Source organism: Ramlibacter sp., from assembly GCF_035627355.1.
Lineage (GTDB): Bacteria > Pseudomonadota > Gammaproteobacteria > Burkholderiales > Burkholderiaceae_C > Ramlibacter.
The window spans coordinates 34595-60108 of the sequence record NZ_DASPLW010000043.1; the positions used below are offsets into that span (position 1 = coordinate 34595).

The 25514-nt window shown below is 71.3% G+C and carries 26 protein-coding genes; 11 read left to right on the top strand and 15 right to left on the bottom strand.

Annotated features, from left to right (window positions below; translation table 11 throughout):
• Positions 1-77: 77 nt before the first annotated feature.
• Positions 78-491: a MarR family winged helix-turn-helix transcriptional regulator gene (locus VEC03_RS11120; protein WP_414708481.1), complete on the top strand. Its 414-nt coding sequence runs from the start codon at positions 78-80 to the stop codon at positions 489-491.
• Complete coding sequence (locus VEC03_RS11125; protein WP_324915221.1) at positions 488-925, top strand: PAS domain S-box protein; 438 nt, start codon at positions 488-490, stop codon at positions 923-925. Before VEC03_RS11120 ends, VEC03_RS11125 begins: the two co-directional genes overlap by 4 nt.
• Positions 926-987: 62 nt before the next feature.
• Here VEC03_RS11125 and rnk read toward each other — a convergent pair whose 3' ends face one another.
• On the bottom strand, positions 988-1407 hold the full coding sequence (gene rnk, locus VEC03_RS11130) for a nucleoside diphosphate kinase regulator (RefSeq protein WP_324915222.1): 420 nt from the start codon (positions 1405-1407) through the stop codon (positions 988-990).
• Positions 1408-1751: 344 nt separating this feature from the next.
• Positions 1752-5534 (bottom strand): trifunctional transcriptional regulator/proline dehydrogenase/L-glutamate gamma-semialdehyde dehydrogenase, encoded by a 3783-nt coding sequence (gene putA, locus VEC03_RS11135; RefSeq protein ID WP_414708483.1) that lies wholly within the window; start codon positions 5532-5534, stop codon positions 1752-1754.
• 47 nt (positions 5535-5581) lie between these two features.
• On the opposite strand from putA, the gene VEC03_RS11140 reads away from it, so the two are divergent.
• The 7 genes from VEC03_RS11140 to ilvD all read left to right on the top strand — a co-directional run bounded on the left by VEC03_RS11140 (position 5582) and on the right by ilvD (position 10391).
• Positions 5582-6055 carry an Lrp/AsnC ligand binding domain-containing protein gene (locus tag VEC03_RS11140; RefSeq protein WP_324915224.1) on the top strand — a complete coding sequence of 158 codons (474 nt, stop codon included), beginning with the start codon at positions 5582-5584 and terminating at the stop codon, positions 6053-6055.
• Between the two features lie 76 nt (positions 6056-6131).
• Positions 6132-6368 (top strand): hypothetical protein, encoded by a 237-nt coding sequence (locus VEC03_RS11145; RefSeq protein ID WP_324915226.1) that lies wholly within the window; start codon positions 6132-6134, stop codon positions 6366-6368.
• A 185-nt stretch (positions 6369-6553) separates the two neighbouring features.
• Positions 6554-6850, top strand: coding sequence for an RNA-binding protein (locus VEC03_RS11150; protein ID WP_324915227.1), 297 nt, complete (start codon positions 6554-6556; stop codon positions 6848-6850).
• A gap of 149 nt (positions 6851-6999) precedes the next feature.
• The gene (gene infA, locus VEC03_RS11155) at positions 7000-7260 is read left to right on the top strand and encodes a translation initiation factor IF-1 (RefSeq protein ID WP_324915229.1); all 261 of its coding nucleotides are present in this window, start codon (positions 7000-7002) and stop codon (positions 7258-7260) included.
• 120 nt (positions 7261-7380) lie between these two features.
• Positions 7381-8211, top strand: coding sequence for a TIGR02587 family membrane protein (locus VEC03_RS11160; RefSeq protein WP_324915230.1), 831 nt, complete (start codon positions 7381-7383; stop codon positions 8209-8211).
• 8 nt (positions 8212-8219) lie between these two features.
• Positions 8220-8642, top strand: coding sequence for a hypothetical protein (locus VEC03_RS11165; RefSeq protein ID WP_324915232.1), 423 nt, complete (start codon positions 8220-8222; stop codon positions 8640-8642).
• A 36-nt stretch (positions 8643-8678) separates the two neighbouring features.
• The gene (gene ilvD, locus VEC03_RS11170) at positions 8679-10391 is read left to right on the top strand and encodes a dihydroxy-acid dehydratase (RefSeq protein ID WP_324915233.1); all 1713 of its coding nucleotides are present in this window, start codon (positions 8679-8681) and stop codon (positions 10389-10391) included.
• Here the strand turns inward: ilvD and VEC03_RS11175 are convergent.
• The 10 genes from VEC03_RS11175 to VEC03_RS11220 form a co-directional block, all read right to left on the bottom strand.
• Positions 10376-11128, bottom strand: a complete 753-nt coding sequence (locus VEC03_RS11175; RefSeq protein WP_324915235.1) for a glucose 1-dehydrogenase — start codon at positions 11126-11128, stop codon at positions 10376-10378. The genes ilvD and VEC03_RS11175 overlap by 16 nt on opposite strands.
• A 100-nt stretch (positions 11129-11228) precedes the next feature.
• Positions 11229-11597, bottom strand: a complete 369-nt coding sequence (locus VEC03_RS11180; RefSeq protein WP_324915237.1) for a RidA family protein — start codon at positions 11595-11597, stop codon at positions 11229-11231.
• Between the two features lie 17 nt (positions 11598-11614).
• Positions 11615-13060, bottom strand: a complete 1446-nt coding sequence (locus VEC03_RS11185; protein ID WP_324915238.1) for a D-aminoacylase — start codon at positions 13058-13060, stop codon at positions 11615-11617.
• 10 nt (positions 13061-13070) lie between these two features.
• On the bottom strand, positions 13071-14066 hold the full coding sequence (locus VEC03_RS11190) for a dipeptide ABC transporter ATP-binding protein (RefSeq protein ID WP_324915239.1): 996 nt from the start codon (positions 14064-14066) through the stop codon (positions 13071-13073).
• Positions 14063-15079 carry an ABC transporter ATP-binding protein gene (locus tag VEC03_RS11195; RefSeq protein WP_324915240.1) on the bottom strand — a complete coding sequence of 339 codons (1017 nt, stop codon included), beginning with the start codon at positions 15077-15079 and terminating at the stop codon, positions 14063-14065. Before VEC03_RS11195 ends, VEC03_RS11190 begins: the two co-directional genes overlap by 4 nt.
• Positions 15076-15963 (bottom strand): ABC transporter permease, encoded by an 888-nt coding sequence (locus VEC03_RS11200; RefSeq protein ID WP_324915242.1) that lies wholly within the window; start codon positions 15961-15963, stop codon positions 15076-15078. The genes VEC03_RS11195 and VEC03_RS11200 overlap by 4 nt, the downstream gene beginning before the upstream one ends.
• A gap of 13 nt (positions 15964-15976) precedes the next feature.
• Entirely contained in the window at positions 15977-16912 is a 936-nt protein-coding gene (locus VEC03_RS11205; protein ID WP_324915243.1) for an ABC transporter permease, read from the bottom strand.
• 12 nt (positions 16913-16924) lie between these two features.
• The gene (locus tag VEC03_RS11210; protein WP_324915244.1) at positions 16925-18511 is read right to left on the bottom strand and encodes an ABC transporter substrate-binding protein; all 1587 of its coding nucleotides are present in this window, start codon (positions 18509-18511) and stop codon (positions 16925-16927) included.
• Positions 18512-18551: 40 nt separating this feature from the next.
• Positions 18552-19997, bottom strand: a complete 1446-nt coding sequence (locus VEC03_RS11215; RefSeq protein ID WP_324915245.1) for a M81 family metallopeptidase — start codon at positions 19995-19997, stop codon at positions 18552-18554.
• Between the two features lie 16 nt (positions 19998-20013).
• Positions 20014-21156 (bottom strand): FAD-dependent oxidoreductase, encoded by a 1143-nt coding sequence (locus VEC03_RS11220; RefSeq protein WP_324915246.1) that lies wholly within the window; start codon positions 21154-21156, stop codon positions 20014-20016.
• A gap of 129 nt (positions 21157-21285) precedes the next feature.
• Here VEC03_RS11220 and VEC03_RS11225 point away from each other — a divergent pair, with 129 nt between their 5' ends.
• On the top strand, positions 21286-21972 hold the full coding sequence (locus VEC03_RS11225; protein ID WP_324915248.1) for an XRE family transcriptional regulator: 687 nt from the start codon (positions 21286-21288) through the stop codon (positions 21970-21972).
• 22 nt (positions 21973-21994) lie between these two features.
• Here VEC03_RS11225 and VEC03_RS11230 read toward each other — a convergent pair whose 3' ends face one another.
• Complete coding sequence (locus VEC03_RS11230) at positions 21995-22981, bottom strand: LysR family transcriptional regulator (protein ID WP_324915249.1); 987 nt, start codon at positions 22979-22981, stop codon at positions 21995-21997.
• A 134-nt stretch (positions 22982-23115) separates the two neighbouring features.
• Between VEC03_RS11230 and VEC03_RS11235 the strand changes: the two genes are divergently transcribed.
• Positions 23116-24333: an NAD(P)/FAD-dependent oxidoreductase gene (locus tag VEC03_RS11235; protein WP_324915251.1), complete on the top strand. Its 1218-nt coding sequence runs from the start codon at positions 23116-23118 to the stop codon at positions 24331-24333.
• A gap of 15 nt (positions 24334-24348) precedes the next feature.
• Here the strand turns inward: VEC03_RS11235 and VEC03_RS11240 are convergent, their stop codons facing one another.
• Both VEC03_RS11240 and VEC03_RS11245 read right to left on the bottom strand, forming a co-directional pair.
• On the bottom strand, positions 24349-25032 hold the full coding sequence (locus VEC03_RS11240) for a cyclic nucleotide-binding domain-containing protein (RefSeq protein WP_324915252.1): 684 nt from the start codon (positions 25030-25032) through the stop codon (positions 24349-24351).
• The gene (locus tag VEC03_RS11245; RefSeq protein WP_324915253.1) at positions 25029-25457 is read right to left on the bottom strand and encodes a hemerythrin domain-containing protein; all 429 of its coding nucleotides are present in this window, start codon (positions 25455-25457) and stop codon (positions 25029-25031) included. The genes VEC03_RS11240 and VEC03_RS11245 overlap by 4 nt, the downstream gene beginning before the upstream one ends.
• Positions 25458-25514: the final 57 nt, after the last annotated feature.

Consider the following 25514-nt stretch of genomic DNA (forward strand, 5'->3'; position numbering starts at 1 on the left):
CCCTCCGGCTTTCGAATGACCCCTCTGGCGGGGGGCTGAAGCCGGGGCACTTCGCCTCCCAGGCGAGCAGGACGACGGTGGTCAAGCAGGATTTCGAGACGCTGGCCGAGTTCCGGTACCGGCTGCGCAAGTTCCTCCGCTTCAGCGAGGAGGCGACGCAGCGGCACGGCATCACGCCGCTGCAGTACCAGCTGCTGCTGCAGATCAAGGGCTATCCGGGGCGCGCGCATGCGTCGATCGCCGAGTTGGCCGAGCGCCTGCAATCCAAGCACCACGGCGTGGTGGCGCTGGTCACCCGCTGCGAGGAACTGGGGCTGGTCCGGCGCAAGCCGAGCCAGCAGGACCTGCGGCAGGTCGAAGTCCACCTCACCGCCGCCGGCGAGCGCAGCATCGGCCGGCTGGCCTGCGTGCACAGCGATGAACTCAGGCAAATGGCCGCGATGCTGCGCGGCCTGGGCGACCTTCAACCGGACGCGGAGGCAATCGAATGAACATCTGGCCTGGACAAACCCTCGCGGCCAGCGGCCTGCACCAGATGATCCTGGAGCAGATGCAGGACGCGGTGATCGTCGCCGACGCCGAAGGCACGATCCGGCTGTGGAACCGGGGCAGCGAAGTGCTGTTCGGCTTCGCGGCGTCGGAGGCCATCGGCTCGGGGCTGGACCTGCTGGTCCCGCCGCGGTTCCGGCAGGCGCACGACCAGGGCTTCCGGCAGGCGATCGCCGCCGGCCACCTGCGCACCGAAGGCCGCGTGATGACCACGCGCTCCAACCACAAGAACGGCTGCCGGCTCTACGTCGACTTCTCCTTCAGCCTGCTGAAGGACCCCCGCGGCCAGGTGCTGGGCGTGATCGCGGTCGCGCGCGACGCGACGGCGCGGCATCTCGAGGAAGTCGCGCATCGCTTGCAGGCCGAAGCGGCCTGATCGCGCCGCCTCGGCGCGCGCTGGTGGATTCCCGCCTTCGCGGGGATGGCCGACGACGGCCCTCAGGTCGTGTAGTCCCCCGACGCCTCCGGCTGGAACAGCACGGATTCGATCACCGCGCTTCGCTCCTCGCCGCCGGGCAGGCGCCAGCGGGCGGTTTCGCCGACCTCCAGGCCCAGCAGGCTGGTGCCCAGCGGCGACAGCACCGAGATGAAGCCGTTGGCCGGCTCCGCGTCCTCTGGATAGCAGAGGGTGACCTTGTGCGGCTCGCCCCCGGCGGTGTCGCGCAGCATCACCTGCGTGTACATGGTGACCACCGTGGCGGGCACGGTCGGCGCTTCGACGATGTCGCTGTTCTCCAGCACGTCCTGCATGGCCTGGGTGGCGGGCGAAGCGATGCGCTGGGTCTGGGCCAGCAGCTTGGTCAGTCGCGCGTGATCGAGTTCGGTGATCGTGCGCTCGGTCTGGACTTCAGGCGTCATGGTCGGTCCTCGTTGAAGAAAAAGCGGCCGCCGGCTGGGCGGCTGGGCGGCCGCCGGTCAGGCGGCCCCGGTGGGGCGCTGGGGGTGCCCGGTGATTCGAGGGTGCGCGGGGGAGGAAGAAGGGTGAATCGCCGGGCTCAGGAGAGTGCTTGCAGTCGCGGCATGGGGGCCGCACCCGCTGCAGTTTCCAGGGCCCGTCCGCCCACGCGCGCGCGCGCGGCCAGGACGGCCGGCGCGGCAAGGGGCAGGGTGCGGACGAAGGCGTTCACGAGGCCAAGTCTAATCGCTGCCGCAGCGCGAGTGGAAAGACCCCGCATCGCCTGCCGGATTGCAGGCCCTCTGACTCAGCCGATGGCCATCAGCGAGGCATTGCCGCCCGCCGCCGCGGTGTTGATGCTGACCGAGCGCTCGAGCAGCAGCCGTTCCAGCGCGATGTCGGCACGGCCGGGCTGCAGCCGTTCCACGGCGATCACCGGGCCGGGCCGCTCGGCCAGCCGCCGCTGCACCTCGGCCAGCGCGTCCGTGCCGCCGTGCAGCAGCACCAGTTCGTAGCCCGTCCCGGGCGCTTCCCACCGCTGGGCCAGCGACACCGCCCCCTGCACGGCTTCGGGCAGGCCCTGCAGCAACGGCTGGGCCGCCAGCGGCCACACGGCCCGGCTGCCGACCGCCAGCACGGCCGCGAGCTGGACCAGCCGATCGTCCTCGTCGTCCGCCAGGCACAGCACGGCGCGGCGCGGCACCAGCGAATAGACGTTGCGCTCGCCGGTCGGCCCGGGCAGGGTGACCGACGCGCCGCTGCGTGAGCCGACTGCAAAGGCTCTGCAGGCCTGCTCGACCGCGGACTTGCCGCGCTGGCGCGCCCAGGCCTGCAGTGCAGCCAGCGGGGACGGAGTGGCCGGTGCCACCGAGGCCGATGCGCCCGGCTGCGCCAGCACGCGGGGCAGCACGTCGGCCGGCCGCTGTGCCAGCAGGCGATACAGGTACAGCGGCCCGCCGGCCTTGGGCCCCGTGCCCGACAGCCCTTCGCCGCCGAAGGGCTGCACGCCGACCACCGCGCCCACCATGTTGCGGTTCACGTAGACGTTGCCGGCGTGCGCCGACGCGAGCACGCGCGCGATGGTTTCGTCGATGCGGGTGTGCAGGCCCAGCGTCAGGCCATAGCCGGTGGCGTTGACCTGCGCAACCAGCCCTTCCAGGTCCTCGCGCCGGTAGCGCACCACGTGCAGCACCGGGCCGAACACCTCGCGCTCCAGCTCGGCGAGCGAGTCCAGCTCGATCACCGTGGGAGGCACGAAGGTGCCGCGGTCCAGCGGCTGCGGATCGTGGCCTTCGAACCGGTGCACCCGGCGCCCGCGCGCACGCAGGGCTTCGACGTGCCGCTCGATGGCCGCGCGCGCGTCCTCGTCGATGACGGGCCCGACGTCGGTCGCGAACCGGTCCGGGTTGCCCACGCGCAGCTGCGCCATCGCGCCCAGCAGCATCGCGAGCACGCGGTCCGCGGCGTCCTCCTGCACGCACAGCACGCGCAGCGCGGAGCAGCGCTGGCCGGCGCTGTCGAAGGCCGAGCCGAGGATGTCGGCGACGACCTGCTCCGGCAGCGCCGAGGAGTCCACGATCATCGCGTTCTGCCCGCCGGTCTCGGCGACCAGCGGAACCGGCTGGCCCTGCGAACCGGTGCGGCCGACCAGCGTCCGCTGCAGGATGCGCGCGACCTCGGTCGAGCCGGTGAACAGCACGCCCTGGATGCGCGCATCGCCGACCAGCCGTGCCCCCACCGTTTCGCCGCGGCCGGGCAGCAATTGCAGCGCGCTGCGCGGCACGCCGGCCGCCCACAGCGCGCGCACCGCTTCCGCCGCGACCAGCGGCGTCTGCTCAGCCGGCTTGGCCAGCACCGCGTTGCCGGCGGCCAGCGCCGCCGACACCTGGCCGGTGAAGATGGCCAGCGGGAAGTTCCAGGGGCTGATGCAGGCAACCGGCCCCAGTGGCCGATGGGTGGCGTTGTCGAAGTGGTCGCGCACCTGGGCCGCGTAGTAGCGCAGGAAGTCGACCGCTTCGCGCACTTCGGCGACGGCATTGGCCGTCGTCTTGCCGGCTTCGCGCACCAGCAGGCCGACCAGTCGCGGCAGTTCGGCTTGCAGACGATCGGCGGCGGCCAGCAGGATGCGGGCGCGTTCCTTTGGCAGCACGGCGGACCAGTCGTTCGCGCCCTGCGTGGCGTGCTCGAGGGCCCCATCGACATCCGCGGCCGTGGCTTCGCGCACCTGGCCGACGACGTCGTCGTGATCGGCCGGATTGCGCACCGGCTGCGGTTGGCCGCCCGCGGGCGCGTCGATGGCCAGCATCGGCGCCGACTGCCAATCCGCATCGGCCGACGCCTTCAGGGTCGCAGCCAGGCGCGCCAGCTCGTGCTCGTTGGCGAGATCCAGTCCCTCGGAGTTGCGCCGGCCTTCGCCGTAGATGTCGCGTGGCAGCGGGATGGCGGGGTGCGGCAGGCCCACCGTGCCGTGATCGCGCGCCAGCCGTTGGACCTGCTCGACCGGATCCTCGACCAGCTCGGCGATCGGCACCGCCGGGTCCGCGATGCGGTGCACGAAGGAGGTGTTGGCGCCGTTCTCCAGCAGCCGCCGCACCAGGTAGGCCAGCAGGGTCTCGTGCGTGCCCACCGGCGCGTAGATGCGGCAGGGCCGGCCGAGGCCGCCGGCGTCGGGCGAACCCACCACCTGCTCGTACAGCGGCTCGCCCATGCCGTGCAGGCACTGGAACTCGTACTGCCGCGACGTCCAGCGTGCCGGGTCGGCCATCCGGAACACGGCGGCCAGGGTGTGTGCGTTGTGGGTGGCGAACTGCGGATAGACCGCATCGGGCGCCGCCAGCAGGCGGCGGGCGCATGCCAGGTAGGCGAGGTCGGTGTGCGCCTTGCGCGTGTAGACCGGGTAGTCGGCCTGGCCTTCGACCTGCGCGCGCTTGATCTCCGAATCCCAGTAGGCGCCCTTGACCAGCCGCACCATCAGGCGCCGGCCGCTGCGCCGTGCCAGGTCCACGAGGTGGTCGATCACGAAGGGCCCGCGCTTCTGGTAGGCCTGCACCACGAAGCCCAGGCCTTCCCAGCCCTGCAGCTGCGGATCGAAGGCCAGCCGCTCCAGCAGGTCCAGCGAAGGCTCCAGCCGGTCGGCCTCCTCGGCGTCGATGTTCAGCCCGATGTCGTAGCGCTTGGCCAGCTCGCACAGGCCGGCCAGCACCGGATACAGCTCCGCCATCACCCGATCGAGTTGCGCGCGGCTGTAGCGCGGATGCAGGGCCGAGAGCTTGATCGAGATGCCGTTGCCCTCGTACACGCCACGCCCCCGCGCCGCCTGTCCGATGGCGTGGATCGCCTGCTCGTACGCGTGCCGGTAGCGGGTGGCGTCGTCGGCGGTCAGGGCCGCCTCGCCCAGCATGTCGAAGGAATAGCGGAAGCCCTGCTGCTCGCGCGGGTGCGCGTTTTGCAGTGCCTCCTCGATGGTCTCGCCGGTGACGAACTGCTCGCCCATCATGCGCATGGCGAGGTCCACGCCCTTGCGGATCAGCGGCTCGCCGCCCAGGCCCACCAGGCGGGCGACGGCCGAGGACAGCCCGGATTCGCTGTGCGTGGCCACCAGCCGGCCCGTGATCAGCAGGCCCCAGGTGGCGGCGTTGACGAACAGCGAGGGACTGCGGCCCAGGTGCGAGTGCCACTGGCCCTGGGCGATCTTGTCGCGAATGAGCGCGTCGCGCGTGGCCGCATCGGGTATGCGCAGCAGCGCCTCGGCCAGGCACATCAGGGCGATGCCCTCCTGCGAGGACAGCGCGTACTCCTGCAGCAACTGCTGCACCAGCCCGGCGCGGCCGATGCCGGCCTTGCGTGCGCGCAGTCCCTGGGCGAGCCGCGCGGCCAGCTGGCTGGCAGCGGCTGCGTCCGGCGCAGGCAGGCGTGCCTCGGTCAAGTGGGCGGCGACCGCCTGCGGTTCCGGCGTGCGCCAGGCCGCGGTGATGGCCTCGCGCAAGGGCGTCGCGGCCGACGCGGGGATCAGGAAGTGCTGGAAGGGGGCGGTCACGCAAACGGGCCTTGGTTGTTCGGAATCGCCATGGTTGCGGTTTTTCGCTAGGATTTTCTTTCGTATCGATGGCTTTCGGCCGAATGAATCACTAGCTCCGCATGGCCACGCCCGACGAACTGGACCGCATCGACCGCCGCATCCTGCAGGCCCTGCAGGACGATGGCCGCATGACCAACCAGAAGCTGGCCGAAGTAGTGTCGCTGTCGCCCACGGCCGTGCTGGCGCGGGTGCAGCGGCTGACCCGCTGCGGCTACATCCTGGGCTACGAGGCGCGCCTGAATCCGCAACTGCTGGGCGCCGGCCTGCTGGTCTTCGTCGAGGTGCTGCTGGACCGAACGACGCCCAACGTATTCGAGGCGTTCAAGGCCGCGGTGCAGGTCCATCCCGAAGTGCTGGAGTGCCACATGGTGGCCGGCGGCTTCGACTACCTGCTCAAGACGCGCGTGGCCGACATGGAGGCCTACCGCCGCTTCGCCGGCACCGTGCTGTGGCAACTGCCCGGCGTGCGCGAGACGCGCACGTATGCGGTGATGGAGGAAGTCAAGAGTTCGGCGAAGCTGCACCTGCCCTGAGCGCTGGTGTAACGCCCGGTATCCCACGCGGACATGCCATGGCGGGCATACTCGTCCGTTTGCATGGGAGGCCGTCATGAACTACTGGGCTGAAGAAATCGCGATGGTGGAAAAGGCCGCGCTGAAGGCCGAATCCCTGGAGCAGGCGGCCGAGCGCAAGTTCGACGAGGTCCATGCCGCCGCGGAAGCCAGGGGCGCCGTCGAGACGGCGCTGGACACGCCCGAATTCGCCTCCTGGATGGCCGCGCGGGCCGACACCGACGCCGCCTGGGGCCGCTGGTCACAGGTGATGGACGCGAAGCCGCCCGTGTAAATCACAGGGAATTCGTCGCAGCCGCGGGCGCAACCCCGCTGCATCGCGGATAATCCGTCCTGCGTCCCCTTTCCGAGGGGGCGCTTTTTTTGCGGTGATCAGTCAGCTTCGCCTTTCGAACCGATCATGAGTTTGTGATTGCATCCGGGCTCCATCGCGCTTTCCCCTCTCAACATGGAGTCCTCATGGGCAACAAACTTTACGTGGGCAACCTGCCCTACACCTTCCGCGACAGCGACCTCGAGCAGGCGTTCGGCCAGTACGGCGCCGTCCAGAGCGCCAAGGTCATGATGGAGCGCGACACCGGCCGCTCCAAGGGTTTCGGTTTCGTCGAGATGTCCAGCGACGCCGAGGCGCAATCCGCCATCCAGGGCATGAACGGCCAATCCGTCGGCGGTCGCGGCCTGGTGGTGAACGAAGCGCGTCCGATGGAACCCCGCGCCCCGCGTGCCGGCGGCTACGGCGGCGGCCGCGGCTACTGATCTGCACCTCTTGCGCAGCCCCTTCGACGGGGCTTGCGCGGCAGGGCGGGCCGACCCACCGGCCCGCGCTGCGCGGCTGCGCCACTCGTGCGCCCACAGCCGCTTCCCCTTTCTTCAACTTCGGCCGCGGTTGCGGCAAGGGAGATGACATGGCCAAGGAAGACCTGATCGAAATGCGAGGACGCGTGGAGGAAATCCTGCCGGACTCGCGCTGCCGCGTGATCCTCAACAACGGGCACGAACTCGTCGCCTACACCGGCGGCAAGATGAAGAAGCACCGCATCCGCATCATCGCCGGCGACGACGTGACGCTGGAGATGTCGCCCTACGACCTCACCAAGGGCCGCATCATGTTCCGCCACCTGCCCGAGCGCAGCGGCGCGCCCCGGCCGCCCTTCCGCCGCCGCTGAGCACCCCCTCTCCATGCCCTGCGACCTGCGGGGCATGCGCGCGCCGCGCCCACGACGGCCACGGCGCCACGTGGAATCCCGCTACCGCGCAGGTGAGCAGCGCCTTACCATCGCGGCCCGATGCCCACGGTCGACCGCAACCCCGACCTCCAGTTCGCGCAAGGGCTTGCGCGGGCCTTCGCCGGCGCCGTGCTGTTCGGCCTGCCACTGCTGATGACGATGGAGATGTGGTGGCTGGGCTTCCAGATGAGCCCCTGGCGGCTGGCGCTGCTCACCACGCTGTTCTTTCCCTTCCTCGTCGCGCTGTCCTGGCACGCCGGCTTCGAGCCGACCTTCAGCTGGAAGGACGACGTGCTCGACGCGCTGGTGGCCTATGGCGTCGCCTTCATCGCGTCGGCGCTGCTGCTGGCCATGCTGGGCGCACTGGGCCCCGGCGATGGCTTGCGCGAGGCGCTCGGCAAGATCTGCCTGCAGGCGGTGCCGGCGAGCATCGGCGCGCTGCTGGCCCAGAGCCAGCTCGGTGAAGCCAATGCCGGCGGCGATACCCGCGGCGGCAAGAGCAGCCATGCCAGCGAGCTGTTCATCATGGCCGTGGGCGCGCTGTTCCTGGCGTTCAACGTCGCTCCCACCGGCGAGGTGCTGGTCATCTCGCTGCGGCTGGACGAGTGGCAGGTTTTGCTGCTGCTGGCCGCCACGCTGGCGATCATGCATGCCTTCGTCTATGGCGCCGCCTTCCGCGGTCGCCCGCGCAAGCACCCGCAGGCGCGCTGGTGGAGCCTGTTCGGCCGCTTCACGGTGACGGGCTACGCGATCGCGCTGCTGCTGTCGGCCTACCTGCTGTGGTCCTTCGGCCGGCTGGAAGGCCTGTCGGCCATAGGCTCGCTCAAGCAGTCGGTGGTGCTGGCCTTGCCGGCCGCCATCGGCGCCGCGGCAGCGAGGCTGATCCTGTGAGGCCCGGCATGGCCGAACGCCAGCGGCATCCCCATGCCCCGCCGGCCGGCACGGGCGACAACGAACCGCTGTCCGAATGGATCGCCGCCGCGATCGGCGGGCTCATCCTGCTGGCCAGCATCGCCGGCCTGGTCTGGACCGCGCTCGCGGACGGCCACCAGCTCGTCGACCCGGTGGCGCGCGTGGCCTCGGTCGAGCGCCGCGGCGAACGCTTCCACGTGCAGCTTCAGGTGCACAACCAGGGCGGCGCGCCCGCGGCCGCGCTGCGGGTGGTGGCGCAGCTGCGCGACGGCGACCGGCTGGTCGAGGAGGCGGAGACCGAGTTCGAGCACCTCGCGGGCCATTCCTCGCGCGAAGCCGGCCTGTTCTTCCGCAACGATCCGGCCCGCCTGGCGCTGTCGCTGGCGGTGCAGTCCTACCAGCGCCCCTAGCGGCGCATCCTTTCCTCCTGTCTTGCGCGAACTGCCATGAGCCTGCCCAAACCCCGATCCAGCGCCGTCGTCACCGGCCTCACCCGCACGCCGCACCGTGCCTTCCTGCGCGCGACCGGGCTCGACGACCGCACGCTGGCGCGGCCCTTCGTCGGCATCGTCAGCACCCACGGCGAGAACACGCCCTGTTCCATGAGCCTGGCGCCGCAGGCCGACCGCGCGCGCCTGGGCGTCGCGGCCGGCGGCGGCGTGCCGGTGCCGTTCACCACCGTGTCGGTGTCGGACGGCACTTCGATGAACCACGCCGGCATGCGCATGAGCCTGGTCTCGCGCGAATGGATCGCCGACAGCGTCGAGCTGGTGGTGCGCGCCCATGCCTACGACGCGCTGGTCGCCTTCGGCGGCTGCGACAAGACGCTGCCCGCGCTGATGATGGCGCTGGTGCGGCTGAACGTGCCCGGCGCCTTCCTCTACGGCGGCGCCGCCCTGCCCGGGCGGCTGGGCGGCCGCGATCTGACCGTCCTCGACGCGATCGAGGGCGTGGGCCGGGTGCAGACCGGCGCCATGGACGAAGCGCGGCTGGTCCAGGTCGAGCGCAGCTGCCTGCCGACGGTCGGATCCTGCGCCGGCCAGTTCACCGCCAACACCATGGCCATGGTGGGCGAGGCGCTCGGCCTGTCGCCACTGGGCTCGGCCATGCTGCCGGCGGTGTACAGCGAACGGCTCGCGCTGGCGCAGCGCACCGGCGAGCGCGTGGTGCGCCTGCTGGCCGAGGGCGGCCCGCGCCCGCGCGACCTGGTCACGCGCCAGAGCCTGGAGAACGCCTGCGCGGCGGTGGCGGCCACGGGCGGGTCGACCAATGCGGCCCTGCACCTGCCGGCGATCGCGCACGAGGCCGGCCTGCGCTTCACGCTCGAGGACGTGGGCGAGGTGTTCCGGCGCACGCCGCTGATCGCCGCCATGAGCCCGGGCGGCCCCTACCTGGCGCGCGACCTGCACGAGGCGGGTGGCGTGCCGGCAGTGCTCAAGTCGCTGCTGGACGGCGGCTTCGTGCACGGCGAGGTCCTGACGATGGACGGCGGCACGCTGCGCGAAGCGCTGGCCGGCGTCGCCGTCGACGGCGAGGTCGTGCACGGCTGCGACCAGGCCCTGCACCCAAGCGGCGGCGTGGTGGTGCTCAAGGGCAACCTGGCGCCCGACGGTGCGCTGCTGAAGATCGCCGGCTTGAAGTCCCTGCGCTTCGCCGGCCCGGCGCGCGTGTTCGAGAGCGAAGAGGACGCGATGCGGGCCGTCAGCGCCCGCGCTTACCGCGCCGGCGAGGTGCTGGTGATCCGCAACGAAGGCCCGCGCGGCGGCCCCGGCATGCGCGAGATGCTGTCGGTGACGGCCGCCGTGTACGGGCAGGGCATGGGCGAGCAGGTGGCGCTGCTGACCGACGGCCGCTTCTCCGGTGCGACCCGCGGGATGTGCATCGGTTACGCCGGTCCTGAAGCGGCACTGGGCGGGCCGATTGCACTATTGCGCGACGGCGACCGCATCGAGATCGACGCCGAGGCCGGCACGCTGGCGGTGGCGCTGGACCAGGCCGAACTGGCGGCTCGCCGCGCGGCGTGGCAGGCGCGCGAGCCGGCCCGCCTGGCCGGCGTTCTGCAGAAATACGCGCGGCTGGTCGGTCCGGCGCACCTGGGGGCGGTGACGCACGCCGGCGCCTGCGAGTGGCCGCCGGAGCCCGATCAGCGGGCCGTGTAGCCGCCGTCCACCAGGTGCTGCGAGCCGGTGATGAAGCTCGCCTCGTCGGACAGCAGGAACAGCACCAGCCCCGTCACTTCCTCCGGCCGGCCCAGGCGCCCCATCGGGTGCAGGCCGACCAGCCCATCGTAGGCTTCCTTGGGCAGGTCCTGCAGCAACGGCGTGTCGACGTAGCCCGGGTGGATGGAATTGATGCGGATGCCCTTGTCGGCATAGCCGAGCGCGGCCGCCTTGGTCATGCCCGCCACGCCGTGCTTGGCCGCCACGTAGGGCCCGGCGCTGGCATCGCCCACCACGCCCAGGATGGACGACATGTTGACGATGGCGCCCCCGCCCGCCTTCAGCATCGCCGGGATCTCGTAGCGCATCCCGTAGAACACGGAATGCAGGTTCACGTCCATGAGCTGGCGGTAGGCCTGGATGTCGATGTCGGCCAGCAGGCCCAGCGGGCCGCCGATGCCCGCGTTGTTGAAGGCCAGGTGCAGCGCACCGAAGTGCTTCACGGCGACGCCCACGGAGGCCTCGACGTCCTCGGGCTTGCCGACGTTGCCCGCGAACGCGATCGCTCGGCCGCCGGCCTGGGCGATCTCGTCCACGACCTGCTGCGCCGGCTCGGCCTTCAGGTCGTTGACCACCACCTGCGCGCCCCGTGCGGCCAACGCCAGCGCGGCGGCCCGGCCGATGCCGGAGCCGGCGCCCGTGACCAGCGCGACCTTGCCCTGGAAGTCCTGGTTCATGTCGGAATCCTTCGTCGTCATATGCCAGCGGCCACTCTAGTGACGATCGCCGCCGGCAAGTGCAACCGCTGGTTGCAGGCGCGAAGGACCCCGACGCGGGTCAGCCGACCCAGGCCTGCACTTCGATCTCGACCCGCGCGCCCTTGTACAGGGTCGCCTGCACGCAGGAACGGCTAGGCAGGCCGTCGGGGAAGTGCTTGGCGTACTCCTGGTTGAAGGCGGCGAAGTCGTCCAGGTCGGCCAGCCAGATCGTGGCCTTGACCACCTGGCCCATGCCGGCGCCGACTTCGGCCAGGGTGGCGGCGATGCGCTCCAGCACGATGCGGGTCTGCACCTGCACGTCGCCCTCGACGATGTTGGCGTTGGCATCCATGGCCAGGACGCCCGACAGGAACAGGAAGCCGCCGGCACGGACGGCCTTGGAGAAGGGAACGGGCAGGGGCGAGGGGTAGCGGGTGATGGCGGACATGGGTTTCTCGGGTCTTTCTAGCGGGAAGCTCGGGTGATCACGGCGCCGCTGCGTGCGCCGGTGTGCCGGCCTTGTTCCCAGGCCACCGCGCCGTTGACGATCACGCAGTGGATGCCTTCGGCCGGCCGGGTGGGCTCGTCGTAGGTGGCGGCGTCGCGGATGGTGGCGGCATCGAACACGGCCAGGTCGGCGTGCTGGCCGACGGCGATGCGGCCGCGGCCCGCCAGCCCGAAGTTGCGGGCGGTCAGGCCGGTCATCTTCCACACCGCGGTCTCCAGCGGGAACAGCGCGACGTCCCGGCTGTAGTGGCCCAGCACGCGCGGGAAGGTGCCCCACAAGCGCGGGTGCGGCTTCTCGCCCAGCGGGATGCCGTCGGAGCCGACCATGGTCTCGTCGAACGCGAGGATGCGCTGCACGTCGTCCTCGTCCATCAGGAAGTAGATCGCGGTGCCGGGCTGCAGGCGGCGCGCGGCCTCGCTGTCGTCCACGCCCCACTCGCGCGCGATGTCGGCCAGGTCGCGGCCGGCGCACTCGGGGTGGGGCTCGCTGGACGCGATCAGCACCCGGCCGTCGAGCATGCCGCGGTCGGTGCGGATCATGGTGGAGCCGGCGGTGTACGGGTAGCAGTCCAGGCACACCGCCTGCTTCTGCATGGTCTCGCGGATGAAGGGCAGGGTGGTGCGCGACATGCCGAAGTTGGGCCGGTTCTGCACCTTGTGGTGCGACACCACCACCGGGATCGCGAGCTCGCGGCCGATGCGGAAGGTCTCCTCCAGCGCCTCCATCACCCTGGCGGCCTCGTCTCGCATGTGGGTGACGTACAGCGCCTTGCGTGCGCTGAGCGGGCGCCCGACCTCGACGATCTCCTCGGTCGTCGCCTTGGCCGCCGGCGGATAGAAGGTGCCGGTGGACAGGCCCAGTGCGCCGGCATCCAGCGCCTCCTCGAGCAGGCCCTGCATGGCCTTCACCTCCGCGGGCGTGGCCGCGCGGTCCAGCGAGCCCATGGTCACGGCGCGCAGGGTCGAGTGGCCCACCAGCGGCGCGACGTTGACGGTCGAGGGCGTGCGCCGCAGCGCGTCCAGGTAGTCGGCGAAGCGGGTGAAGCGCTGCGCCGCGGGGGCATCCAGCAGGTTGAGCGGCATCGGCAGCTCCATGTCCGCTTTCAGCGGCGCGGCGCTGATGCCGCAGTTGCCGGTGACCACCGTGGTCACGCCCTGCGAGACCTTGAAGCTCATGTCGGCCTGCGACAGCACGGCCTGGTCGTCGTGCGTGTGCGAGTCGATGAAACCGGGCGCCACGACCAGCCCGCGGGCGTCGATCTCGCGGGCGGCGCCCGCGCCGGCCAGGTCGCCGACGGCGGCGATGCGGCCGTCCTGCACGGCCACGTCGGCCTCGAAGCGCGGCGCCTTGGTGCCGTCGATGACGGTGCCGCCGCGCAGGATCAGGTCGTAGATCTGGCTCATGAGAATTCCTTCAACGGAGGTGGCAGGCCACTTGGTGCGTCCCGTCGCCGTCGCGCGGGGTCAGCGCCGGGCGCTGCTCGCGGCAGACCGCCTGCGCCAGCGGGCAGCGGGTATGGAAGCGGCACCCGGACGGCGGGTTGGCCGGGCTGGGTGGATCGCCCTGCAGCAGGATGCGCCTGGCCGGCGTGCGCGGGTTCGGCACCGGCGCGGCGGACAGCAGGATCTCGGTGTAGGGGTGGCGCGGTGCGGCGAACAGCGTGTCGCGGTCGGCCACCTCCACCACGTGGCCCAGGTACATCACGGCGACGCGATGGCTGATGTGGCGCACCACCGCCAGGTCGTGCGCCACGAACAGGTAGGCGATGCCGAACTCGGCCTGCAGGTCCATCAGCAGGTTGACCACCTGCGCCTGCACCGAGACGTCCAGCGCCGATACCGGCTCGTCGCAGACGATCAGCTTGGGATTGAGCGCCAGCGCGCGGGCGATGCCCAGGCGCTGGCGTTGCCCGCCGGAGAATTCGTGCGGGAAGCGGCTGGCGGCGTCCGGCCGCAGGCCGACCCGCGCGAACAGCCACTGCACCCGCTCGGCGCGCTCGGCCGCGGTCATGCCGCCGAAGTTGCGCAGCGGCTCGGCCACGATGTCGCCCGCCTTCAGGCGCGGATTGAGCGAGGCGTAGGGGTCCTGGAAGATGATCTGCAGGTCGCGCCGGCGCTGCCGCATCTGCTCCGGCGACAGCGCCAGCAGTTCCTCGCCTTCCAGCCTGACCGAGCCGGCGGTCGGCTCCACCAGCCGCAGCACCGACTTGGCGGTGGTCGTCTTGCCGCAGCCCGACTCGCCCACCAGCGACAGGGTCTCGCCCTTGGCGACCGTGAAGGACACGTCGTCCACTGCCTGCACCGGCGGCCGGGCCTTGCGCAGCCATTGCCGCGGCGCGCTGTAGTGCTTGCGCAGGTTCTCCACCGCCAGCAGCGGCGGCGTCGCCGTCGTCGTTGGAACGGCGCTCATGCGGGCTCTCCCTGCAGCGCCGGGTGGGCGGCGGTTTCGTCCACGGCGAAGCAGGCGACTGCGTGGCCGCCGCCCTGGTCAGCCAGGGCCGGCATGGCCTGGCGGCACTGCTCGCGCGCGAAGGTGCAGCGCGCCGCGAACGCGCAGCCGGCGCCCAGTTCGTGCGGCGAGGGCACCATGCCGGGGATCTCGGTCAGGCGCGCGGCGCGGGTGTTCATCGCCGGCATCGAGGCCATCAGGGCGCGGGTGTAGGGGTGCAGCGGGCGGTCGAACAGTTCCACCACCGGGGCTTCCTCCACCTTGCGGCCGGCGTACATCACGACCACCCGGTCGCAGCTCTCGGCGACCACGCCCAGGTCATGCGTGATCATGATGACGCCCATGCCCAGCTCCTGCTGCAGCCGCTTGACCAGGTCCAGGATCTGGGCCTGGATGGTCACGTCCAGCGCGGTGGTGGGCTCGTCGGCGATCAGCAGTTCGGGCCGGCAGGCCAGGGCCAGCGCGATCATCACGCGCTGGCGCATGCCGCCGGACAGCTGGTGCGGGTACTCGTTGGCGCGCCGCGCCGGCTCGGGGATCTGCACCAGCCGGATCATCTCCACCGCACGCGCCATCGCCTCCGCGCGGCTGACGCGCTGGTGCTGGCGCACGCTCTCGGCGATCTGTGCGCCCACGGTCATGACCGGGTTCAGCGAGGTCATGGGCTCCTGGAAGATCATCGAGATACGGTTGCCGCGGATGCGGCGCATCTGCGGCTCCGACAGGGCCAGCAGGTCGACCCCGCGGTAGCGCACGGCGCCGGCGTGGCGGCCGGGTGGCGTGGGCACCAGGCGCAGGATGGACAGCGCGGTGACGCTCTTGCCGCAGCCGGACTCGCCGACGATGCCCAGCGTCTCGCCGGCGTTCACGGTGAAGGAGACACCGTCGACCGAGCGCACGCGGCCGGCCAGGGTGTCGAAGTGGGTGCGCAGGCCGTCCACCTGCAGCAGCGGCGCGTTCGGATCCGGGGTCATAGCTGCCTCGCCAGGCGGGGGTCGAGCACGTCGCGCAGGCCGTCGCCCAGCATGTTGATCGCCAGCACGGTGATAGCCAGCAGCAGGCCGGGGTACAGGATGATGTGGAAGGCCACGGCGACGGTGTTGCGCCCCTCGGCCATCATGTTGCCCCAGCTCGGCGTCTGGGCCGGCACGCCCACGCCCAGGAAGGACAGCGAGGCCTCGATGAGCACCGCCGAGGCCGCCACGAAGGTGGCCTGCACAACCAGCGGCGCCACCATGTTGGGCAGCACGTGGCGCCACAGGATGACCGGCAGGCGAGTGCCCACGGCATGCGCCGCCTCCACGAACAGCTGCTCGCGCAGCGTGAGCGCCAGCGAGCGCACCAGCCGCACCACGCGCGGGATCTCCGGCACGGTGATGGCCACGATCACGGTGGTGAGGCTGGCCCGGGTCACCGCCATCAGGGCGATGGCCAACAGGATGCCGGGGATGGCCATCAGGCCGTCCATCACCCGCATGATGGGGCCGTCGGCCCAGCGCACGAAGCCGGCCACCAGGCCCAGCAGCACGCCCAGGGCGGAGGCGAGCACCGCCACTGCCAGGCCGACGATCATCGAGATGCGGCTGCCCCACATGGCCCGGCTGTAGACGTCGCGACCCAGCGCGTCGGTGCCGAACCAGTGCTCGGCCGAGCGCGGCTGCAGGCGCGCCAGCGGATCGATGGCCTGCGGGTCGTGGGTGGCCAGCCAAGGCGCGGCGAAGGCGATCGCCGCCACCACCAGCAGCAGCACCGCGCCCAGCAGCAGCGTCGGGTTCTTGCGCAGCCAGCGGAAGCGAGGGCGCACGAACGGTGCTTCCTCGGCCGGGGCTTCTTCTCGGGGGGACAGGACGGCGCTCATGCGGGCGGCTTCGTCAGTAGCGGATGCGTGGATCGAACAGGCGGTAGCTCAGGTCGATCAGCAGGTTGATCAGCACGTACACGCCGGCCGACAGCAGCAGCACGCTCTGGATCACCGGGTAGTCGTGGCGCTGCACGGAATCGATCACCAGCCGGCCGACGCCGGGGATGGCGAACACGGTCTCGGTCACCACCACGCCGCCGATCAGCAGCGCGATGCCGACGCCCACCGTGGTGGCGATCGGGATCGCCGCATTGCGCAGCGCGTGCACCAGCACCGGCATCACGCCCAGCCCCTTGGCGCGGGCGGTGCGGATGTAGTCCTCCTGCAGCACCTCCAGCACGGTGGCGCGGGTCATCCGCGTGAGCAGCGCCATGTACAGCAGCGCCAGGTTCAGGCAGGGCAGCACCAGGCTGCGCAGCCAGGGACCGACGCCGTCGGCCAGCGGCGTGTAGCCCTGCACCGGGAACCAGCCGAGCTCGATGGCGAAGCCGTAGATCAGCAGGTAGCCGATCAGGAACACCGGCACCGAGAACGCCAGCACGGCGAACACCATCACCAGCCGGTCGATCCAGGTGCCGGCGCGGTGCGCCGCCAGCGTGCCCAGCGGCACCGACACGAGCACGGCGACGGCCATGGTCAGCACCGCGATCGAGAGCGTGGGCTCCAGACGCTGGCCGAGCAGGGTGGTCACGGGCACCTGGGTGAAGATCGAGGTGCCCAGGTCGCCGGTGAGGATGCGGCCCAGCCAGCCGGCGAACTGCTGCCACAGCGGCTGGTCCAGGCCGAGGGCGGTGCGCAGCTGGGCGATGTCCTCCTCGGTGGCGAAGTCGCCGGCGATCAGCGCGGCCGGATCGCCGGGCGACAGGTGGATCAGCAGGAAGACCACCACGGCCACCACGCCCATTACCGGCAGCGTGGCGGCCAGGCGCCGCAGGAGATAGCCCATTGCGCTTGCGGCTTACCGGTCCAGGTTCCAGACCAGCGGCAGGCCGCCCCAGAGCTTGTCCACGCCCTTGATGTCGGCGCGCACCGCCATCGCCGGCGAGTACTGGCCGGCGCTGATGTACGGCAGGGCCTCGAAGGCGCGGGCGTGGAAGCGGTCCAGCAGCTGCTTGCGCTTGGCCGCATCGGTTTCCTTCAGCCAGGCGGTGCGCAGCTCGTCCAGCGGCTTGTCGCAGGGCCAGCCGGGCAGGCTGGTGCCGCAGTTGGCGCTGAGGTAGGCGTTGGTCACCGGCGAGTCGGCGTCGAAGCTGCCGGCCACCGTCACGTACATGTTCCAGCCGCCCTTGTCCGGCGCGTCGCGCTTGGCGCGCCGGGCACCGATGGTGGCCCAGTCGGAGGTCTGCATGTCCACGTTCATGCCGATGCTGCGCAGGGTCTGCGCGGCCATCAGCGCCTCGGCATTCAGGTAGGTGATGTCGCTGGGCACCAGCAGCACCACCTTCTCGCCCTTGTAGCCCGCCTCGGCCAGCAGCTGCCTGGCCTTGGCCACGTCGGGCGTGCGCCAGGGCTCGGCGCCGGCGAAGGTCTCGTTGCGGCCGCCGCAGATGAAGAAGGTGGCGCAGTTGGTCACGCGCAGGTCCTTGGGGTAGCCCATGGCGGCCATGAACTTGTCCTGGTCGACCGCCTTGAGCACGGCCTGCCGCACCTTGGGGTTGTCGAAGGGCGGGTGCAGCTGGTTCATCACCAGAAAGCCCTGCCAGGCGCCCGAGGGCATCAGCTTGACGTTGCTGTCGCCGCGCAGCGCATTGATGTAGTCGGGCGGCACCTGCTCGACGAGGTCGACCTCGCCCTTGCGCAGTGCGGCGATCGCGCTGTTGGCGTCGGGGATGTACAGCCACTCGACGCGGTCGAAGTTCGGCTTCTTGCTGCCGGCCAGGCCGTTGGGCGCATCGCTGCGGGGCACGTAGTGCGGGTTGCGCACGAACACCACCTTGTTGCCCGGCACCCACTCGTCGCGCTTGAACATGAAGGGGCCGGAACCCAGCACCTCGGCGATCGGCTTGGTGGTGGGCTGCTTGGCCAGCCGCTCGGGCATCACCACGGGCGGGAAGCCCGAGGGCTTGGACATGGCTTCCAGCACCATGCCGAAGGGCTCCTTCAGCGTGAGCGTGAAGGTCTTGTCGTCGGTCGCCTTCCATTCGGCGGCCGACAGCGCCGTCATGGCGCGGCCCATGCTGTCCTTGGCCGTCCAGCGCTGCATCGAGGCCACGACGTCGGCCGAGGTCACCGGCGAGCCGTCGGAGAACTTCAGGTTGGGCCGCAGGGTGAAGGTCCAGGTCTTGCCGTCCTTGGAGGTGGTGTACTTGTCCACCATCTGCGGCCGGGGCTGGCCCTTGGCGTCCAGGCCGAAGGGCATGTCGTAGACCATGTAGCCGAAGTTGCGCGAGATGTAGGCCGTGGTGAAGCTCGGGTCGAGGATCTTCACGTCGGCGTGCGCCACCACCTTCAGCGTCTTGTTCTGCGCCAGCGCGGCGGGGCTGGTGGCGGCCAGCGTGGTGCCGAGCAGCAGCGCGGCAAGGGCGGCCAGGGTTCGTCGTTGCATCAGCGTGTCTCCGGTCGTGGGTGGAAGGAAAGGGGTTGGTTCAGGCGTCCAGCGGCCACTTGGGGCGGCGGACCTTGCGGTAGGGCAGGGTGCTCAGGTCCAGCGTCACCGAGCCCGGTGCGGCGGCGTAGATCACGTGCCGCCCGATCTTCGAGTACGAGGCGTGGAAGTGCTGCGAGGACTTCACCACGATGAGCTTCTTCGCGGCGAGGTCGCAGCCGATGCCGGTGAACAGGTCGCTGCCCATGGCCTGGTTGCGGATCGAGCACAGCAGGATCTCGATGCCCTCGTGCTCCACCAGCGCGCAGTCGCCCATGGCGGTCGGCGTGTTCGACAGGCCGGTCTGCATGTGTTCGTGGCGCACCGCCTTGACCGTGCAGGCCAGATCCAGCGGAGGGCCCGACATCGGGCTGACCTTGCCGCCGATGCGCAGGTCCAGGCGCGCGCCTTCGCCTGCCTCGATGGCGATGCGGGCCGCGACCGGGTCCCAGAACGGGCCGATGGCGGCGTTGCGGATGCCACGCTCGACCAGGCGCTGCAGGATGAAGGTGGCGTCGCTGGCCGCGCCGCCACCGGGGTTGTCTGCGCCGTCGGAGATCACCACCGGGGCGCCGTCGAAGGCGAGCGCCTCGTCCAGCGCCTCGTCGATCCCGGGATAGCGCACCGTCAGCGCTTCGCGCAGGCCGATCAGCTCGTCGGCGAGTTGCCGCGCCAGCTGCTGCGCCTTGGCCGCGTTGCCGTCGGCATAGACCAGCACCTTGGTGCCCATGTCCGGCACGTCGCCCCAGGCGAAGCCGTGGGTGACGGAGATCGACAGCACGCGGTCCTGGCCCTCCAGCGACTGGATTCGGTCGACGAAGGCCCGCGCCGGGTCGCGCGAGGTGTGCATGGTGACGATCATGTCGCAGTCGACCATCGCGGCCACCGGCGCGATCTCGCCGCGCACCTTGGCGGCGCACAGGTCCACCAGCTCGAGCGCGCGCTCCAGCACGTCGGTGTGCGGGTACTCCTTGAAGGCGACCAGCACGTCGGCGTTCCCGACCATGGCGGCGCTGAGGTGGTTGTGCGGGTCCAGCTCGGCGCCGACCACGACGCCGGGGCCGACGATCTCGCGCACGCGACGGAGCAGGTCGCCTTCGCAGTCATCGTAGCCGTCGGCCACCATGGCGCCGTGAAGGCCCAGCAGCACCATGTCGACCGGCAGCGCCTTGCGCAGGTCGTCCAGCAGCTCGTCGCGCAGCGCCTCGTAGGTGGCGCGGGTGGTGGTGCCGCTCGGCTGTGCGCCGGCCACCATGCCCTCGACCAGGTCCCAGCCGTTTTCCTTGCCGCGCAGGCGCGCCGCCCACAGCGGGCCGGCGAAGAAGAACATGTGGTCCGGGTGCTGGCCGGCGGCGAAGTAGCCGCGGTCCTTGAACGAGGCCATGCCGGTGGGCATGGGGCCGAAGGTGTTGGTTTCGGTGGCGAGGCCGCCGCTGAAGACGCGCATGGGCTGGTGCTCCGGGCTAGGGGTTGGCGGTGGCGTGCAGGCGGGCCGGGGACAGCATGGCCTGCGTCAGGCCGAAGCCGGCGATTCGCCCGGGCAGCGGCAGGCCCCGTGCCAAAGCCGCGCAGGCTTCGCCCATGGCGGGCGAGGTCTGGATGCCGTAGCCGCCCTGGGCCGCCACCCAGAAGAAGCCGGGCGCCTGCGCGTCCCAGCCGCCGACCAGGTCGCCGTCGGGCACGAAGGAGCGCAGGCCGGCCCAGGTGCGGGTGGGGCGGCGGATGGTGAGCGTGGTCATCTGCTGGATGCGGTCGATCGCGATCGCGATATCCAGCTCCTCGGGTTGCACGTCGTGCGGCGGCACCGGGTCGACGTTGGCCGGGGAGCCGAGCAGCATGCCGGCGTCGGGCTTGATGTACCAGTCCTCGCTCACGCCCGCCGTCATCGGCCAGCCGGCCGCGTGGGTGTCCGGCGGCGGCGCGAAGATGAAAGCGGAGCGGCGGCGCGGCTGCAGGCCGATGGCGCGGGCGCCGGCCAGGCGGCCGACTTCGTCGGCCCAGGCGCCGGCCGCGTTCAGCACCACCGGTGCCTGCCAGAGCTGGCCGCCGGCCGTGACCTGCCACTGCCCGCCGACGCGCTGCAGGGCGGTGACCTCGGCGTCGGTGACGATGCGCCCGCCGGCGCGGCGGATCCCGCGCAGGAAGCCCTGGTGGATGGCGTGCACATCCATGTCGACGGCGTCGGGTTCGTACACCGCGCCGACCAGCTTGTCGCGCCGCAGCACCGGTGTCAGCTCGCAAGCTCCGCCTGCGTCGAGCAAGCGACCGTTGGGCGACAGCGCGCGCAGCACGTCCCAGTGCGCCTGCAGCTCCGCCTCCTCGCCGTGGGTGGCGACCATCATGGCGCCGCGCGCGCCGAGCACGGGATGCTCGGTGAACCCGTCCGGAGGGTTTTCGAGGAAGGCGCGGCTGGCCATGGTGAGGGCGCGCACCTGCGGCGTGCCGTAGCTCTCCATGAACAGCGCGGCCGAGCGGCCGGTGGAGTGGTAGCCGGGCTGCGCCTCGCGCTCCAGCAGGACGACCCGGCCGTGCGGGGCCAGGAAGTAGCCCACGGAAGCGGCGGCGATGCCGGCTCCGACGACGAGGAAATCGGCCTGGTTCGACATGGCCGGCGATGGTAATCAGGAATTTGCGTATATGCAAACCGTGTCGCACCGCTGCCGCAATTTCCCAGTGGAACGCTGGCGCATTCGTTTGCATGGACGCAAAATGCGGCACCTCCACGGAAGGATCCCATGCCTGTCGCCAGGAAAGCGCCCGCAGCTGCCGCCCAGCACCACACGCTGGACCGGGAGACCTTCGGCCGGCGCCTGCGCAGCGCCCGCAAGAAGTTCGGCTGGACGCTGGCCGAAGTGGCCGAACGCTCGGGCGTGTCCATCCCCACCATCTCGCGTGCCGAGCGCGGCCAGCTCGCCCTGGGCTACGAGAACTTCTCGGCGCTGGCCAAGGCGCTCCGCATCGACATCGGCACGCTGTTCTCCGAAGCCGGCGGCGAGGTGGGGCAGCTGCAGGGCCCGGTGGTCACGCGGGCCGGCGAGGGCGTCACCTACCGCGGGCTGGCTTTCAGCTACGAGTTCCTGGCGACGCAGGCGGCCGGCAAGCAGATGAGCCCCATCCTGGGCACGGTACATGCGCGCACGGTGCAGGGGCCGCAGGACTTCGACCGGCACGAAGGCGAGGAATTCGTCTACGTGCTCAGTGGCTCGGTCGAGGTGCACTTCGAGAACGGCCGCTCCGTGAAGCTGGCCAAGGGCGACTCGCTCTACTTCGACAGCCGCATGGGCCACACCTACACCAGCACCAGCCGGCAGCTGGCTCGCGTGCTGGGCGCCTGCACGCACGAGAGCGACCTGATGAAGTTCGCGCGCGAGCGCGAGACGGGGGCGCAAAGGAAGAAGGCTGCGGCCCGCAAGGCGGCCTGAAGGCGCGTCGGGCAAGGTCGGCTCAGGCGGTCCGGGCACGTCGCGTGCCGGGCCGCGGATGCTGCGCCGGCCGCCGCCGGGCAACGGGTGCATCGGCGCCTGGCTCCGGCCACCACGGATCGCGGCTGCCGTCGCCGAAGGCCGCTGCCAGCGCATCCAGGAACACGCGCACCTTGGGCAGCAGGTAGCGGCGGTGCGGATAGACCGCATACACGCAGAACCCGGGCAGTGACCACTCGGTCAGCAGCGGCTGCACCTGCCCGGCTTCCAGGTCGTTGCGCGCCATGAAGCTGGGCGCGACGACCAGGCCGACGCCGCGCCGCATCGCGGTCATCAGCGCCTCGCCGTTGTTGGACAGCATGACCACGTTCAGCTTCACGCGCGTTTCCTGGCCGGCGCGGGTGAAGGCCAGCTCCTGCATGGGCCGCGGCTCGGTGAAGGCGAAGCAGCGGTGCTGAGCCAGGTCCTCGGGCCGTTGCGGCCGGCCGTAGCGCCGGAAGTAGGCCGGCGCGCCCATCACGGCCAGCCGCGAGCGGGCCAGCGGCCGCGCGACGTAGGTGCCGTCCAGCGAGCGCGCCACGCGCACGCCCACGTCCACGCCTTCCTCGACCAGGTCGACCACGCGGTTGGACAGGCGCAGGTCGACCACCAGCTCGGGATGCGAGTCCATCAGCCCGGCGAGCACCGGCGCCAGGTTCTCGCCGAAGTCGATCGGTGCGGTGACGCGCAGCAGGCCGGTGGGCCGGGCGGCCAGCTCGCCGATGGAGGCCTGTGCGTCCTCGAAGGCGTGCAGGCATTCGAGGCAGCGCTCCAGGTACACCCGCCCGGCTTCGGTGAGCGCGACCTGCCGGGTGGTGCGGTCGAACAGGCGCGCGCCGATCCGCGCTTCCAGCGCGTTCACGTGCTTGGTCACTGCGGCCGGTGACAGCTGCAGCTCGCGGGCCGCGGCGGCGAAGCGCGCCAGCTGGGCCACGCGCACGAACACCTGCATGTCGAGCAAAGGGTCCACGCCGGCCATCGTGCCACCGTGTTTCCGGCCCGGAAATAGTCCATTTCGCCCGGCGTGGCTTCCCTGGCGGCGCGGCCGGAACTAGCCTGCAGCCCTCCATCCACGCCGCCTCCTTCGCGGCTGAAAGGCAGCACATGAGCCACACCTTCGATGCGATCGTCGTGGGCGCCCGCTGCGCGGGCTCGCCCACCGCCATGCTCCTGGCGCGCAGGGGCTACCGGGTCCTGCTGCTCGACCGTGCGCATTTCCCGAGCGACACCGTCTCGACGCACGTCGTGCACCCGCTGGGGGTTGCCGCGCTCGCGCGCTGGGGGCTGCTCGAGCGGCTGCAGGCGACCGGCTGTCCGCCCGTGGCCACCTACGCCTACGACTTCGGGCCGTTCACGCTGGCAGGTTCGCCCGGCACGGCCGAGTCGCCGGTGGCGTACTGCCCGCGGCGCACCGTGCTCGACAAGCTGCTGGTCGACGCGGCCGTGGAGGCCGGTGCCGAGTTGCGCGAAGGCTTCCTGGTGGACGAACTCGTCCTGGAGGGCGAGCGGGTCGTCGGCGTGAAGGGCCACGACCGGTCCGGCACGCCGGTCACCGAGCGGGCGAGCATCGTCATCGGCGCCGACGGCCGCCATTCGCGCCTGGCCGCCGCGCTTCGCCCGCCCACCTACAACGAGAAGCCGCCGCTGCTGGCAGCCTACTACACGTACTGGAGCAACCTGCCCATGGACGGGCGCTTCGAGACCTGGATCCGGCCGCACCGCGGGTTCGCCGCCGTGCCCACGCACGACGGCCTGACCCTGGTCATCGCCGGGTGGCCGCACGCGGAGATGGATGCCAACAAGGACGACATCGAAGGCCACTACCTCGAGACGTTGGCGCTGTCGCCCGCGTTCGCCGAACGGGTGCACGGCGCGCGCCGCGAGGCCCGCTTCTTCGGGGCGTCGGTGCCCAACTGGTTCCGCAAGCCCTTCGGACCGGGCTGGGCGCTGGTCGGCGATGCCGGCTACAACAAGGACCCGATCACGGCGCAGGGCATCACCAACGCCTTCCACGATGCGGAGCGCTGTGCGCAGGCCGTGGACGAGGTACTGGGCGCGGGCCGTCCGTTCGACGAAGCGATGGGCGACTACCAGCAGGCCCGCGACCGCAACGCGCTGCCCATGTACGAGTTCACCTGCGAGCTGGCGACGCTGGAGCCGCCGCCGCAGCCGATGCAGGAGCTGTTCCGCGCGATCCACGGGAACCAGGCCGCGACCGACGATTTCGTGCGGGCGAACGCCGGCACGATCTCGCCGGCAGCGTTCTTCGCGCCGGCCAACGTCGGTGCGATCATGGCCGCCGCGCAGGCGACCCGGCACTGAGTTTGCAGAAGCGGGCTACTCGTCGCGCCCGAATTGCCGCAGCAGCGCGCGCCGGTCCAGCAGGCGCAGGTGGCGCCCGTCGACCTGCAGCACCCGCCGCCGGTGCAGCGAGGTGAGCGTGCGGCAGACCGTCTCCAGCGACAGGCCGAGGTAGCTGGCGATGTCGGTGCGCGTCATGCGCAGCGACAGGTCGCCGGGGCAGCCGCCGCGGTCCTGCAGGCGGCGCGACATGTTCAGCAGGAAGGACGCCAGCTTCTGCTCGGCGTTCATGCTGGCGAGCAGCACCTTGAGCTTGTAGTCGCGCAGCAACTCGCGGCTGAGGATGCGCGCCATGGCGTGGTGCAGGGCCGGCCCGCCGGCGCTGCCCGCGGTGCCGTAGTCGAGCACCAGCACTTCGGAATCCTCCAGCGCGATGGCGCTGCTCGCGTAGCGCGAGTGGCCGAAGCCGTCCAGGCCGAGCACGTCGCCGGCCATCACGAAGGCCAGCACCTGCTCGCGGCCGTCCGGGGCCACGGCCACGGACTTGAAGGAGCCGCGGCGCACGGCCATGAAGGCGCGGAACGGGTCGTTCTGGCGGAACAGCACGGCGCCGCGCCGCACCGTCAGGCGGGTGCGGGCCGCGGCTTCGCAGCCGCCGTAGTCCTCCAGCGCGCAGGGGGCGCAGCCGGCGTGGGTGTCGTGGATGGCCAGTTCCGTCATGGGGTGGCTCCTTGCGGTGCGCGCTCGAGCGCAGGAGAGAGGCTGGCCAGGTCCAGCAGGCGTTCGTCCAGCGGGAACAGGTGGCGTTCCTCCCACTGGACGTGGGCGCGCATGGCCTCGCCCCAGGCCGGCAGGCTGGCGGTGCCGCCGGCCTGCAGTTCGCCGACCAGGCGCCGGATCGTGTGGTGCTGCCGCAGCCCTTCTTCGGCGTCGGCGCCGGCGCCGGCCTCGGCCAGGGCGGGCAGCAGGGCCTGCTCTTCCTGGCGGAAGTGAGACTCGATGCGCCCGGTCCAACTGCTCAGCACGTGCTCACGCACATCCTGGGGCGCCGCGCCGGGCCGCTCAGGATCGCAGGCCCGCCGCGCCAGCACCAGCGCTTCGTGGTGCTCGCGCGAGAGGGGGACGAGGGCGGGGGATCGCTTCATGGTGCCGCTGGGTTCTTAAGATGCATTCTGTGTGCATGTTAAAGCGCGGTCAAGAAT